The organism is Rhodococcus sp. IEGM 1341 (genome assembly GCF_030056895.1).
GTDB lineage: Bacteria > Actinomycetota > Actinomycetes > Mycobacteriales > Mycobacteriaceae > Rhodococcoides.
On record NZ_JASHKV010000004.1, the window covers coordinates 179,882 to 193,294 of the forward strand.

Below are 13,413 nucleotides of genomic sequence, written 5' to 3' on the forward strand. Positions count from 1 at the left end.
GTCGGTGCGTTCGAGAACCGAAGGCGTGGATATCCGCCGTGTCGTAGGGGCAATCTGCTTGATCCTCGCCGGACTGCTGTATTCGGCGTGGGTGGCCGAATTCTTCCTCGATACCGGACTCGACCCCACCACATCCTTCCTCAGCGAACTCGACGCCCGCGATCAGCCGTACCGCGAATTCTTCTCCACCGCAGACGTCGTCACGGGTTCGCTGATGATTCTCGCCGCGGTCCTCGGCTTCCTGGCAACCCTGCGTCGACGGCTCCTCGTCACCGGCTGGGTGGCGTCGGGCATCTTCGGTATCGCGACCATCGCCGACGCGAAACTCCCCCTCGAGTGTGTCGCGGCCGACGATCCGAGTTGCCCGATCGAACCCAGCGGGCTCTTCCCGCAACTCCATCATCTTCATGCACTCACCAGCACCATCGCGGTGTTCGCGATCTTCACCGTCATGGTTGCGTTCACGCTGGCCGCGTTCCGCTACCGGCTGTACCCGCTGCTTCGCACACTGGGCCTTGCCGTCCTGATCCTCACGACGCTGGCCACCGCGTGGCTGTTGATCGCCGATAATCTGCCCGGTCAGTACGGTCTCGGCATCGCGCAACGGATTCAAGTGGGCGGCATGTCGGCGTATCTGGTGGTGCTGGGCTGTGCGCTTAGACTCGGCGTATGTCCTTCACCGCGACCGAACTGAACGGATCCAAGGTCGAGCAGTACCAGCAGCTCACCGAGCAGGCCCGCGGCCTGGTCTTCGAAGAACCGAATTTGATCGCGAACGCCGCCAATCTCTCCGCGTTGGTCTATCACGCTCTGCCCGAGGTCAATTGGGTCGGTTTCTACCTGTACGACGGCACCGAACTGGTGGTCGGGCCGTTTCAGGGTCAGCCTGCCTGCGTGCGCATCGCCCTGAGCAAGGGTGTCTGCGGAGCGGCAGCAACTACCCGTGAGACACAGCGCGTCGCGGACGTCCATGCCTTCCCGGGCCACATCGCGTGCGATGCCAACACTCGCTCCGAGGTCGTCGTACCGCTGTACCAGGGCGAGACCCTGATCGGTGTGTTCGATCTGGACAGCCCTGTCCCCGACCGCTTCGACGCCGACGATCAGGCCGGCCTCGAAGCGATCGCGGCGGTTTTTCTCAACTCTCTGGGGTAGAACCAGCTGCCGCCTCGAAGAACCAGGCCATGACCAGCGCACCGGGGTCGACGACGCCGCGTGCGGCCTCACCGACGTAGCTGGCGCGGCCGCGGTTGGCAGTGATGTCCTTCGTCGATTCGGCTCCGGATTTCGCCGCGTCGGCAGCGTCCTGCAGGGTGCCGCCGTCCTTCTCGAGCGCGTCGACGGCCGGGGCGATAGCGTCGACCATCGTCTTGTCGCCCACCCGGGCGCCACCGAGTTCGGTGATGCTGTCGAGTCCTGCCCTGGCGGCCTGTCCGATAGCCGCGAGATCCGGCTCGGTTTCGAGCATCGTCCGGTAGAACTGGCGGAACCAGATGCCGAACAGCGCTCCGGACGTACCGCCTGCGTGGCCGAGGTAGGCCTCGCTCACCCCCTCGAATACCGTTGCTGCCGAGTAGCTTTCCTTCACAGCGTCCAGATCGAGCTGTTCGAGGGCGGCCACCATGTTGGTTCCGAAATCGCCGTCGCCTGCCTTGCGGTCCAGCTCGGTCAGGGCCGGTTCCTCGTCGAGTACCCGCTGCGCCCACGACCCGATCCACTCCGAGACGAACGCCGATCGGTCGCCGGTGTCGGACGGCGTGAAGGTCGGTCCGAATGCGCCGCGTTCGGCCACCGGTTTCGCCCCACGGCTCGATGCGTTGGGCCAGCCGGGTGCGTCGGTGGGTGCATCCCAGAGTTCGAGCATCTCGTCGTCTGCGCGGACCAGGGTGATCGAGGCTCCGCCCATGTTCAGCGCTGTGACGAAGCTCCCGACCAGCGAGCGGGAAATCTCGATCCCTTTGCCGTGGAGGTATTCCGAGAGTTCGCCGAACAGTAGATGCAGTTCCAGCGGATGCGTTGCCCCGAGCCCGTTGACGATCGCGATCACCGTTTCGCCCGACTTCAATCCGAGCGAATCCACGATGGGCTCGGTCAGCTTCTCCACGATTTCCTGAGCGGGCAGCTGGGATACGCGGTCGGTGCCGCGTTCTCCGTGGATACCGATGCCGAGTTCGATCTCTTCCTTGGGCAATTCGAAGGACGGTTCGTCCGCTCCCGGCAACGTAGGCGGGTTCAGCGCGACCGCCATGCTGCGTGCGTTCTCCGCGGTTCGACGCCCCAGCGCGACCACCGCCTGCAGGCTGTCGCCGCGTTCCGCTGCTGCGCCGCACACCTTTTCGACGACGATGGTTGCTGCGGTGCCGCGTCGACCTGGACCGTCCTCGCTCTCACTGGCCACGTCGTCGTCGACGAGAACGACGTCGGCCGCAATACCGTCTTCCTGCAACAGCTCTCGAGCGATCATGAAGTTCATCACGTCGCCGGTGTAGTTCTTCACGATGTGCAGCACTCCGCCGCCGGAGTCCACGGCCTTCGATGCCTCGTGCACCTGGAGCGCGTTGGGTGAGGTGAAGATCAGACCCGGGCACGCGCCGGTGAGCATGCCGCGTCCGATGAAGCCGGCGTGCAGCGGCTCGTGGCCCGATCCCCCACCGGACAGCAGGGCGACCTGACCGTCGGAGATGCGGTAGCGGCGGGTCAGAAATCCGGGATCGGCATGCCACGTGACGTCGTCGGTGGCGGCGACGAAACCGCGGAGGGCGTCGGCGACGAATGTTCGAGGGGAATTGGAGAACATGGCTCCACCCTAACCACCTGCGCCGCGTCCCTTCATCGGTTCTGCAGGACCGATACAGTCGGGGTATGAGTACCGAGACCTGGACGCTCGACGCATCGCACGGCGGACAGTTGGCTGTCCGGACGGATGTCACCGGAAAGGCATCCAAGATGGGGCATCGCCTCACGATTGCGGTGACCTCCTGGACCGCCACCGTCGAGTGGTCCGGGGACGCACCCACCGCGGTCACCCTGGACGCCGAGGTGGGATCGATCGATGTGATCGACGGCGAGGGTGGACTGACGCCCTTGATCGGACCGGAGAAGACAGTAGCGAAAGCCAACGCGCTCAAGAGCTTCGACGCCGGCCGATACCCGTCGATCACATTCCGATCGACCGACATCACCGCCGTCGACACCGGATTTCGACTGACCGGCATGGCGGAGATCCACGGCGTTTCGAGGGAGGTCACCGTGGATGTGAACGTCACCGACCTCGGAGATCGGTGGCATCTCGTTTCGGAAACTGCTGTGCGTCAATCGGATTACAAGATCACCCCGTATTCGCAGATGTTCGGAGCCATGAAGGTGGTCGACGAGGTCACCGTGACGTTCGACGCCGAGTATCGCAAGCCCTGAGTCTTTCCAATTCGACTGTCATGGTGGACACTACGGCGATGAGTCGAAATCGATGGATGTTCGGATCCTGCTTATCGGCCCTGACGCTGGCCGTAGCGTTGACCGCGGGCTGCAGCAGTCCAGCGACCTCGCCTGCCGATGGACCTCCGGGGGTGAACGTCAACGGCGTCGGAGAAGTGCAAGGTGCGCCAGACATGCTGACGACCCAGATCGGCGTTCAGGCCACGGCCGAGGACGTCACCGCCGCCATCGAACAGGCGAATGCGGCCGTGAGTGACGTCACGGACGCGGTTGTCGCGGCCGGTGTCGCCCGCGAGGACATCCAGACTCAGCAGGTGTCGATCGATCCGCAGTACTCCGGCGCACTGCCGGGCGGCACCTCTGCGATTTCCGGTTATCAGGCCACCAACACCCTGCAGGTGACGGTTCGCGACCTGTCGAGGGCGTCCGCAGTGCTGGGAGACGCCACGTCGGCCGGCGGAAACGCGACCCGCATCTCCGGGGTCTCCTTCAAGATCGACGACGATTCCGAGCTGATCGCCGATGCCCGGTCCAGGGCATTCGCCGACGCCCGCAACCGCGCCGAGCAGTACGCGTCACTCGCAGGCGGAGAACTCGGGGACGTTCTGTCGATCACGGAGTCGATCACCGGCCAGGAGCAGCCGAGGTCGTTCGGCGAGTCCGCCACTTCGTTCGACACGGCAGTGCCCATCGAGCCGGGACAACAGACCGTCAGCGTGAGCGTGTCAGTGAAGTGGGCGTTGAACTAGGTCCCGGCCGGCGGTGGCAGGCGGTAGTTCACCGGGGTGGCCGAGAAGTCCAGAGGATTGCGGACGCCCTCGGCCGCTGCTCCCGGAACCTGGACTCGCGGTTCGAGCCCGAGCGACTCCGCGAAGGCGAAGGCCTCGTCGATCGAATTGACCGGCCCCGCGGGGACGTTGCGGGCCATCAGTTCTCGGTACCATTCGTCGGCTGTACGTGATCGCAAAGCCGAGTTCAGGATGTCGACCAACTGATCTCGATGTTCGACGCGAGCAGAGTTGGACGAGAAGCGCTCGTCTGCAGCCAGTTTCGGCATAGCCAGCACCTCCGTAAGCGCCGAGAATTGCCGGTCGTTGCCCACTGCCAACGCGAGCGGACGGTCGGCGGTCTCGAACACCTCGTACGGTACGAGCGATGGGTGCTTGTTGCCCATCGGCCGCGGTACGACGCCTGCCCCGAGATAAGCCGAGGACTGGTTGCTCAACGCGGACAGGACCGACGCCATCAGTGAGGTATGCACCTGCTGACCCGCACCGGTGTTCGATCGATGATGCAGCGCCGCAAGGATTCCGCTGAGTGCGTGCAATCCCGTGACGATGTCGACCATCGCCACTCCCACTTTGGTGGGCGTCGAGGAATCGGGGCCGGTGACGCTCATCAGACCGCCGACGGCCTGCACCACCAGATCGTATCCCGGAAGTGCGGAGCCTCCGCCAGTGCCGAAGCCGGTGATCGAGCAGTAGATCAGACCGGGATTCGTCTGCGAGAGCGTCGAATAGCCCAGGGCGAGCCGGTCCATCGCGCCGGCCCGGAAGTTCTCGATCAGAATGTCTGCGCCCGAAACGATCTCCTGCGCCTCGGCTACGCCGCCCTCGGATTGCAGGTCGATGAACCTCGACGTCTTGTTGCGATTGACCGAATTGAAATACGTTGCCGTACCGGCAGAGTCGTACGGTGGTCCCCACGATCGGGTGTCGTCACCGATCCCGGGCCTTTCGATCTTGATGACCTCGGCCCCCATGTCGCCGAGCATCATCGTCGCGTACGGGCCTGCGAGTACGCGAGAGAAATCCGCGACGACAAGCCCTGCGAGTGGACCGGTGGCATCTGTCATCGGTCCACTGTATGACCTCGAGGTTTACGCGACGGCGAACGACCGCTTCGCCAAGCCGAATTGAAAGCCGGAAATGGCTGTGGTCACCGGAGCTTCCGGGTTCTCGGCGGCACCGAGCGTGACGAACAAAGGCGTGAAATGTTCGACGGTGGGGTGGGCATACGGCATACCCGGTGCGGCTCTGCGGAAGTCCGCCAACGTCGCGACATCACCGCGTGACAACGCGTCGGCCGCCCAGAGATCGAAGTCCTCCGACCACGTCGGCACGGTGTTGGTGACGAAGTTCTCGCGCGAGAGGAACGGCAGTCCGTGCGTCATGAACCCGGAACCGATGACCAGCACGCCCTCGGCACGAAGCTCTTTCAGCGCAGCGCCTATCGCCATCAGCCGGTCGGGAGCATGCGTCGGCAGGCTCAACTGGAGAACGGGGACGTCGGCGTACGGGTACATCACCTTCAGGGGAACCCAGGCACCATGGTCGAGTCCGCGAGAGGTGTGTCGGTGCAGATTTTCCGACGCCGGGATTGCCGCGGCCACCCGTGCGGCCAGCACCTCTGCGTCGGGCGTCCGGTATTCCATCGAGAAGTAGCGCTGGGCGAATCCGCCGAAGTCGTAGACCAGCGGGGTCGCAGCCGCCGACGCGGACAGGCTCAGCGGGGCCTCCTCCCAGTGCGCGCTGACGATGAGGATCGCCTTCGGCTTGGGCATCGACTGCGACCAGGTGAACAGCTGGTCCATCCAGAGTGCGTCGTCGAAGACCGGGGGTGCGCCGTGGCTGATGTACAGGGCGGGCATCGGACCGTCGCTCGGAGTCCACAGTTCCTGTGACCGGCTCGCGGGTGCGGTATCGGCGAGAAATGCGTCGAACGCTGCTCCCGCGACGGGCGGGTTGATCACAGATGTCATGGCGGGTCCCTCGAATACTTAGGTTGAATCTTCAACTTAGCACCGATTTGGCCCTGCGGCCAGCATGGCTAGGCTCGAGCGCATGCCGGATGCCGTCTATCGCGCACCGATGCCTGACGGCGTCGAGCGTGCCCTCGCCTATGGTCTCTGCGGAATGGCGGCCGACGACGAACGCTCGCTACGACGCGTCGAGCGCTTCGAGCAGGTTCCGGACGGATCTCTCGTCTGGACGCGCACCGAGCGTGGCGAGTTCTTTCTCGGACGAATTTCCGGTCCTCTACGTGAGGATCGCAGCGCCGACGCGGTGGCGTCGAACATGATTTTCGTGCGGGACTGCCAGTGGACGAGCGAACCCGTTCCCGAGCGCCAGGTTCCCGCGGCGACACTGCAGACCTTCGCGCGTGGTGGCCGCAATTTTCAGCAGACCCACGACCCGCGGGTCGGTGCGGAGTCGGCTAGCGTGTGGCGAGCGCGAGGTCGTTGACCTGGGGATCTACCTGCACGACGGAGTAGCCCTGGATCTCGAACTTGTTCTCGCCCTCGGGCGGTCCGAGGACGGCACGGACGATCAGCGTTGCGGCGGCAGCGACGAGTGCGATCACGATGACCACTGCTGCCACGATCAGCAGGGTCCGTGGGCCACCGAACAGGTTCTTCGAGCTCATGGGTCCATCATGGCCCCTGCGGGATGAGACACGAATCGCGCGTGCGGAAGTAATAAAGGTGTTGATCAGATGAGTTCATGGCTACAGTGAATCTGTGACCGATTCACCCGAGCCCGATTTCTGGTCGTTCATCGACACCGCCAACACCACGCTGGCCCGGGACTACGGGTTCGAGCACCAGCTGGCCACCGAGGTACTACTGACCCTGAACCGGGCGTCGAACATCGTCACCTACGACCTCGAAGCGACGGTTCATCGCCCGCGAGGCTGGTCGTGGTCGTCGTTCCGGCTGATGTTCGTCACGTGGTTGTCAGGCCCGATCGAGCCCAAGCGGGCGGCCGAGCTGACGGGTATGAGCCGCGCGGCCGTATCCAACCTGTCCAAGACCCTCATCGCCGGCGGACTGCTCGCCAGCACTCCCGACGAGAAGGACGGGCGTTCGGTCCGCCTCGCCCTCACCGCACAGGGCCACGACGAGATGGTCGAAGCGTTCGCCGAACAGAACGAACGGGAGAACGCGTGGGCCAGCGCGCTCACCGAACCCGAGCAGCGGATCCTGGTGATGCTGTTGACCAAACTCATCACCCACCGCAACCAATTCGACGTCCGGGGACGCAACTGAGGGTTGCGTAGATCACGTAAAAATAGTTAATGTGTTTACTATAAGCGGTGAACACAACACAGGAGCGATGACGTGGCCTACTACCGGCAGCTCGGATCGGTACCGCCGAAGCGGCACACCCAGCACCGAACTCCCGACGGCAACCTCTACTTCGAGGAGCTGATGGGCGAGGAGGGCTTCTCCTCGGACTCGTCTCTGCTCTATCACCGCCACATTCCGTCGGCCATCGTCGACGCCACGGTCTGGGATCTGCCCGACCAGACGACGACCCCGAATCACCCACTGATGCCGCGGCACTTGAAGCTGCACGAGCTGTCTCCGGAATCCGTCGTCGCCGACACCGACGTCGTCACCGGTCGCCGGCTCGTCCTCGGCAACGCCGATGTCCGACTCTCCTACGTCGTCGCATCGAAAATCTCACCGCTGTATCGCAATTCGATCGGCGACGAGATGGTCTACATCGAATCCGGTTCAGCCACCGTCGAAACCGTGTTCGGAACCCTCGAGGCGCGGCAAGGCGACTACGTGCTCATTCCGCGTGCCACGACGCACCGCTGGATTCCCGACGGCACCCTGCGCGCCTACGCCATCGAGGCCAACAGCCACATTGCACCGCCCAAGCGCTTTCTGTCCAAGTACGGCCAGCTGCTCGAGAACGCCCCCTACTGCGAACGCGATCTGCGCGGCCCCACCGAGCCCCTACTGGCAGACGGCAGCGACGTCGAAGTGCTTGTCAAACATCGTGGTTCGACGGGCATCGTCGGAACCCGATACGTCTACCCCAACCACCCGTTCGACGTGGTGGGATGGGACGGTTGCCTCTATCCGTACACATTCAACATCTCGGACTACGAGCCGATCACCGGCCGGGTGCATCAACCACCGCCTGCGCATCAGGCATTCGAGGGGGCCAATTTCGTGATCTGCAATTTCGTGCCACGCAAGGTCGACTACCACCCATTGGCGATCCCGGTGCCGTACTACCACTCCAACGTCGACTCCGACGAAATCATGTTCTACGTCGGCGGCGACTACGAAGCCCGCAAGGGCTCGGGCATCGGGCAAGGCTCGATCTCGGTACATCCGGGCGGTCACGCTCACGGGCCGCAACCCGGTGCCTACGAACGTAGTATCGGCGCAGAATTCTTCGACGAGCTGGCCGTCATGGTCGATACGTTCCGCCCCCTCGAACTCGGAGAGGGCGCGCTCGCGTGCGAGGACAACGGTTATGCGTGGACGTGGGCAGGCCGGGGGCCGAACCGATGATCCCTCCGCTCTTCCGTCGCCTGTGCGACGACGCCGCCGCCTTCCCACCCGGCAATGCGCCGCTCGATGTTGCTGTGGCACAACATCTCGAGCACCGGGCCAGTGCGTTCGCAGACCTCGTCGGCCCGTTGGTCGTCCCGATGGACCGTGTGGGCGAGCTGGACCTGGGTGCTCGGATGGAGGTGGCGTTGACCGCACCTGCCGGGCCGCGCAGTGTGGAGGCAGGCCTGCGGGCAGCCGACCGCACGGCCGGCGTGACGGTCGTGTCCATCGAAGTCGCAGTCCCCCAGGGCACCGACATCGATGTGCTCCGCAACATCACTCAGGACGTGGACATCTATGTCGAGATTCCCCGGGACTCCCGAAAAGACGACATCTTCGACGCCGTCGACGAGTTCGGGTATCGCGCCAAGTTCCGGACCGGTGGCGTCACGGCCGACCAGTACCCAGACGAACACGAGCTCGCCGCGTCGATCTACCAGGCGGCACAGCGCGAGGTCCATTTCAAGGCCACCGCCGGTCTGCATCACGCGGCGCGTAACACCGATCCCCACAACGGTTTCGAGCAGCACGGCTTCCTCAACGTGATTCTTGCGGCCGAAGCAGCGCACAGCGGCGCTCGCGTCGGCGAGCTCGAGAAGATCCTGGCGATCAGGGACGAGGAGGTCCTCGCCGGAATCGTGGCCGGGATCGAGGGCCAACGCGCCTTCGCCTCCTTCGGCACCTGCAACATTCGTGAACCCCTGGACGATCTCATCCGACTCGGACTCGTCCCACCTCTGTGACCTAGGAGCGCCGCTCATGACGCACATCGACATTCCCGCTGATTCCGAGTTCGGAATCGACAACCTCCCCTACGGCATTTTCAGCACTCCGGGCACGAACGCTCGTGTCGGAGTTCGCTACGGCGACAACGTGATCGACCTGTATGGAGCTCTGGGTGACGCAGACTTCGCGTCGACGAGCCTGAACGCATTCATGGCTCGCGGACGCAGTCGGTGGGCGGAGATCCGCTCGTCGGTCACCGACATGCTCGCCGGTGGCACGACCCCCGCGGAAGCAATCGTGCCCGTTTCCGACGTGACGATGCACCTGCCGTTCGAGGTGGCCGACTACGTGGACTTCTACGCCTCCGAGCATCACGCAGCCAACCTCGGCCGACTCTTTCGCCCCGATGCCGAACCGCTGCTACCGAATTGGAAGCACCTGCCCGTGGCGTACCACGGTCGGTCCGGCACGGTCGTCGTCTCCGGCACCGACATCACCAGGCCTCGCGGCCAACGCAAGGCACCCGACGAGGCGTCGCCCACCTTCGGTCCGAGTCGGCGACTGGACATCGAGGCCGAGATGGGCTTCGTCGTCGGCGTTCCGTCCGACGGGCCAATATCGCCGGATCGGTTCTCGGACCACGTGTTCGGAGCCGTCATCGTCAACGACTGGTCGGCGCGCGACATCCAGGCCTGGGAGTACGTTCCGCTGGGGCCGAACCTCGGCAAGAGTTTCGCGACCTCCATCTCGCCGTGGGTGGTACCCCTGCTCGCGCTGGAGCACGCACGAACCTCGACGCCGGTTCAGGACCCCGAGCCGCTCGATTACCTCCGCGAATCTCGTTCCTGGGCTCTCGACATCGACCTGACCGTCGCGTGGAACGGGCACGTCGTCTCGCACCCGCCCTACACTGCAATGTACTGGTCGCCGGCTCAGATGCTCGCGCACGAGACCGTCAACGGTGCGACATCGCGAACCGGCGATCTGTTCGCCTCGGGCACCATCTCGGGACCCGAGAAGAATCAGCGCGGGGCATTCATCGAATTGACCTGGGGTGGAAAAGAACCCGTGACACTCGGCTCGGAAACCCGAACCTTCCTCAAGGACGGCGACGAGATTTCCATCGCTGCGAGTGCCCCAGGGCCCAACGGATCGCGCATCGGATTCGGTGATGTCCGGGGTCGCATCAAGCCGGCCTGAACAGCTACCAGTCCGAGCGCACGATGAGGGACTGCTCGATTTCGAGTGCTGCGTCGCGCACGGCCTGCCCCCACAACACGCCGGCCGAGGTCGACACCCTCTCGATCGGTCCCGCGACGCAGACGGCGGCCACGATGCGCTGGTCTCGGCGAACCGGGGCGCTCACCGAGGTCAGTCCCGGGGTTCGCTCGGATACAGATTCCCACCACCCGAGTTCGCGGCTCTCGGAGTCGGCGTCGAGATCGCCGGCCAACACGTGACCGGCCGACCCCGCTCCGAGCGGAAGTAGCGCCCCCACCGGCAACGACGCGCGGAGTTCGTGCTGGGAATCCTCGGAGACCAGGCACAACCGATGCGATCCCCGCAATACCCACAGCTGGGCGGATTCTCCGGTCTCTTGCCGCAGGCGCCTGAGAATCGGTACCGCGAGCCCGCTGAGAGTGGAGGTGCCGAAGCGGTCACCGGGATGAAGAAGACCGTCGTTGTCCCGGCGGAGCATCGAGTACCGCACCATCTCGCCGACCAGTCGATAGACCGTCGATGCAGACAGGCCCAGTATTTTGGCGAGGTCACCGGTGGTTCGCGGACATGCCTCGACGGCATTGAGAATCGCCGCGGCCCGGGCCAGCACCCCGGTAGTGGTGTCGGCGCTACCGTCCGTCACTGCTGTCGACCTCCGTTTTCGATTCCCGTACAGCATCGGCTACATGGCCGACACTGCTTACGCAGCATAGGTGTCGGACCGGTCCGTGACGCTGTCAGCAGGGCCGAGCGCCACGATGGACGCCGGCCAGATCGCGGTAGGTGAGCGCGTTGGCTGTGCAGTGCTCCACCTCCTCGTCGGTCAGTTCCCGCCGAACCTTGGCAGGGACACCGGCGACCAATGATCTCGGCGGGATCTGTGCACCTTCCGTCACCAGTGCACCTGCGGCAACGAGACAGTCCTCTCCCACCACGGCACCGTTCATGATGACGGCAGCCATGCCGACCAAGGTTCCGTCGCCGACGGTGCAACCGTGCAAGACGGCATTGTGTCCCACACTCACGTTGCGTCCGATCGTGAGCGGGAAGCCCGGATCCACATGTGCGACAACACCGTCCTGAATGTTGGACCCACCACCGATTGTGATCTCCTCCGAGTCGGCCCGTAGAACGGCCTGGTACCAGACACTGCTGTCCGGACCGAGATTCACTCGCCCGACGAGCGTCGCGGTGGGGGCGAGCCACGCGGATGCGTCGACGGTAGGAGATCCGCACTCGAGCGCGAGCAGCATCGACCCTGGGTTCTTGTCGGTCATGAGTTCCTGTTTCCTTCCAGCGGCACGAATATCTGAGAAATCCACATCACAGTGGTTGTCATACGTGATCCAGCACACTATGGTCATTCCTACCAGAAGATAATGCCTTTATCAAATAATGATAATTGGCCATCTTCACTCTGACTTACTACGTACTGCAGGGAGTGACCACCGGTGTCCATCACCACTGAGAACGGCCCTTTGCACGGAATCCGTGTGATCGAGCTGGGCAATTTCATCGCTGCACCCTTCGCGAGTCGCCTTTTCGCCGACTTCGGTGCCGACGTCATCAAGATCGAGCGCCCCGGCGTCGGCGACGAACTTCGCGGCTGGCGTCGAAGCCGTGGAGACACCTCCATGATGTTTCGAACCATTGCTCGCAACAAGCATTCGGTGACTCTCGATCTGCGTACCGACGAAGGCCGCGATCTCGCGCTGAAGTTGGTCGAGACCGCCGATGTCGTCGTGGAGAACTTCCGGCCCGGCACCCTCGAGCGGTGGGGACTGGGACCCGACCGACTACAGGAAGCCAATCCCGACGTGGTCATGGTCCGTATCTCGGGCTACGGCCAAACCGGTCCGCATCGAGACCGGGCCGGATTCGGCGGGGTAGCAGAAGCATTCGGCGGATTGCGCCACGTCACCGGCCACGCGGATCGCGAGCCCGTTCGGCCAGCAGCACCCATCGGCGACGTACTGGCCGGATTGCACGGTGCCGTCGGCGCTCTCGTGATGCTCCTGGCCCGCGAACGGAGCGGAAATCATTCCCGGCCCAAGGTTGCCGACGTCGCACTCTACGAGGCGGTGTTCATGGCCATGGAATCGCTGGTCCCGGACTACGACGCATACGGCACGGTTCGCCAGCGCACAGCGGGCAATCTTCCCGGCGTGGTCCCCAGCGGCATCTATCCGTCCCAGGACGGCAGCGTCATGATCGCCGGGAACTCGAGCAGCGTGTTCGGACGGCTCATGACTGCGGTGGGCCGAGCAGACCTGGCCGCCGACCCGGAACTGGCCAACGGCGACAAACGATTTGCGCGCGAGGCCGAACTCGACGGAGCCATCTCCGACTGGACGTCGGTAAGGCCGACAGCTGTTGTCGTCGACGAACTCGGTGCCGCGGGCATTCCCGTCGGCGAAGTGTTCGACGCAGCTCAGATCGCCGACGACGAACACTTCGTTTCACGCGGGATGGTCCAACCTCTGAAAGTCTCTGTGGAACAGGGCAGTACCGAGGAAGTGCGCTTTCCCGGAGTGGTTCCACGCTTCGGCGACGAACCCACCGCCGTGAAGTGGGCCGGACCGGACCTCGGCGAGCACACGGACGATGTCCTCGGCCGCATGCTCGGACTCACCGAGAAGCAGCTCGACGATCTCCGCGCCAGGAAGGTGATCTGA

General features: G+C 64.2%; 16 protein-coding genes. 10 read left to right on the forward strand and 6 right to left on the reverse strand.

Annotated elements, in window-relative coordinates:
- Positions 1 to 4: 4 nt before the first annotated feature.
- Positions 5 to 694, forward strand: a complete 690-nt coding sequence (locus tag QM615_RS12180) for a DUF998 domain-containing protein (protein ID WP_269596574.1) — start codon at positions 5 to 7, stop codon at positions 692 to 694.
- Positions 670 to 1,155 carry a free L-methionine (R)-S-oxide reductase MsrC gene (gene msrC / locus QM615_RS12185; RefSeq protein ID WP_068054645.1) on the forward strand — a complete coding sequence of 162 codons (486 nt, stop codon included), beginning with the start codon at positions 670 to 672 and terminating at the stop codon, positions 1,153 to 1,155. The genes QM615_RS12180 and msrC overlap by 25 nt, the downstream gene beginning before the upstream one ends.
- Here the strand turns inward: msrC and QM615_RS12190 are convergent.
- Positions 1,139 to 2,797 carry a dihydroxyacetone kinase family protein gene (locus tag QM615_RS12190; RefSeq protein ID WP_094668648.1) on the reverse strand — a complete coding sequence of 553 codons (1,659 nt, stop codon included), beginning with the start codon at positions 2,795 to 2,797 and terminating at the stop codon, positions 1,139 to 1,141. The genes msrC and QM615_RS12190 overlap by 17 nt on opposite strands.
- Positions 2,798 to 2,862: 65 nt before the next feature.
- On the opposite strand from QM615_RS12190, the gene QM615_RS12195 reads away from it, so the two are divergent.
- Complete coding sequence (locus tag QM615_RS12195; RefSeq protein ID WP_269596573.1) at positions 2,863 to 3,414, forward strand: YceI family protein; 552 nt, start codon at positions 2,863 to 2,865, stop codon at positions 3,412 to 3,414.
- A gap of 38 nt (positions 3,415 to 3,452) precedes the next feature.
- Positions 3,453 to 4,184, forward strand: a complete 732-nt coding sequence (locus QM615_RS12200; RefSeq protein ID WP_187298358.1) for an SIMPL domain-containing protein — start codon at positions 3,453 to 3,455, stop codon at positions 4,182 to 4,184.
- Here QM615_RS12200 and QM615_RS12205 read toward each other — a convergent pair.
- Positions 4,181 to 5,290: a CaiB/BaiF CoA transferase family protein gene (locus tag QM615_RS12205; RefSeq protein ID WP_269596572.1), complete on the reverse strand. Its 1,110-nt coding sequence runs from the start codon at positions 5,288 to 5,290 to the stop codon at positions 4,181 to 4,183. The two genes, QM615_RS12200 and QM615_RS12205, sit on opposite strands and share 4 nt — an antisense overlap.
- 24 nt (positions 5,291 to 5,314) lie before the next feature.
- The gene (locus QM615_RS12210) at positions 5,315 to 6,196 is read right to left on the reverse strand and encodes a dioxygenase family protein (RefSeq protein WP_269596571.1); all 882 of its coding nucleotides are present in this window, start codon (positions 6,194 to 6,196) and stop codon (positions 5,315 to 5,317) included.
- A gap of 82 nt (positions 6,197 to 6,278) precedes the next feature.
- On the opposite strand from QM615_RS12210, the gene QM615_RS12215 reads away from it, so the two are divergent.
- Positions 6,279 to 6,680 (forward strand): GAF domain-containing protein, encoded by a 402-nt coding sequence (locus tag QM615_RS12215; RefSeq protein WP_283347362.1) that lies wholly within the window; start codon positions 6,279 to 6,281, stop codon positions 6,678 to 6,680.
- Here QM615_RS12215 and QM615_RS12220 read toward each other — a convergent pair.
- A complete protein-coding gene (locus QM615_RS12220; protein WP_094634107.1) occupies positions 6,652 to 6,861 on the reverse strand; it encodes a hypothetical protein in 210 nt (69 codons plus the stop codon). The genes QM615_RS12215 and QM615_RS12220 overlap by 29 nt on opposite strands.
- Before the next feature lie 94 nt (positions 6,862 to 6,955).
- Between QM615_RS12220 and QM615_RS12225 the strand changes: the two genes are divergently transcribed.
- The 4 genes from QM615_RS12225 to fahA all read left to right on the forward strand — a co-directional run bounded on the left by QM615_RS12225 (position 6,956) and on the right by fahA (position 10,717).
- Complete coding sequence (locus QM615_RS12225) at positions 6,956 to 7,483, forward strand: MarR family winged helix-turn-helix transcriptional regulator (RefSeq protein WP_269596567.1); 528 nt, start codon at positions 6,956 to 6,958, stop codon at positions 7,481 to 7,483.
- A 72-nt stretch (positions 7,484 to 7,555) separates the two neighbouring features.
- Positions 7,556 to 8,749, forward strand: a complete 1,194-nt coding sequence (locus tag QM615_RS12230) for a homogentisate 1,2-dioxygenase (protein ID WP_269596566.1) — start codon at positions 7,556 to 7,558, stop codon at positions 8,747 to 8,749.
- On the forward strand, positions 8,746 to 9,534 hold the full coding sequence (locus QM615_RS12235) for a PDZ domain-containing protein (protein WP_283347363.1): 789 nt from the start codon (positions 8,746 to 8,748) through the stop codon (positions 9,532 to 9,534). The genes QM615_RS12230 and QM615_RS12235 overlap by 4 nt, the downstream gene beginning before the upstream one ends.
- Positions 9,535 to 9,550: 16 nt before the next feature.
- Positions 9,551 to 10,717 carry a fumarylacetoacetase gene (fahA, locus tag QM615_RS12240; RefSeq protein ID WP_269596564.1) on the forward strand — a complete coding sequence of 389 codons (1,167 nt, stop codon included), beginning with the start codon at positions 9,551 to 9,553 and terminating at the stop codon, positions 10,715 to 10,717.
- 4 nt (positions 10,718 to 10,721) lie between these two features.
- Here the strand turns inward: fahA and QM615_RS12245 are convergent, their stop codons facing one another.
- Both QM615_RS12245 and QM615_RS12250 read right to left on the reverse strand, forming a co-directional pair.
- Complete coding sequence (locus QM615_RS12245; RefSeq protein ID WP_256989319.1) at positions 10,722 to 11,381, reverse strand: IclR family transcriptional regulator; 660 nt, start codon at positions 11,379 to 11,381, stop codon at positions 10,722 to 10,724.
- A 94-nt stretch (positions 11,382 to 11,475) separates the two neighbouring features.
- Complete coding sequence (locus QM615_RS12250; RefSeq protein ID WP_094638798.1) at positions 11,476 to 12,015, reverse strand: gamma carbonic anhydrase family protein; 540 nt, start codon at positions 12,013 to 12,015, stop codon at positions 11,476 to 11,478.
- A 174-nt stretch (positions 12,016 to 12,189) separates the two neighbouring features.
- Here QM615_RS12250 and QM615_RS12255 point away from each other — a divergent pair, with 174 nt between their 5' ends.
- A complete protein-coding gene (locus QM615_RS12255; protein WP_269596563.1) occupies positions 12,190 to 13,413 on the forward strand; it encodes a CaiB/BaiF CoA transferase family protein in 1,224 nt (407 codons plus the stop codon).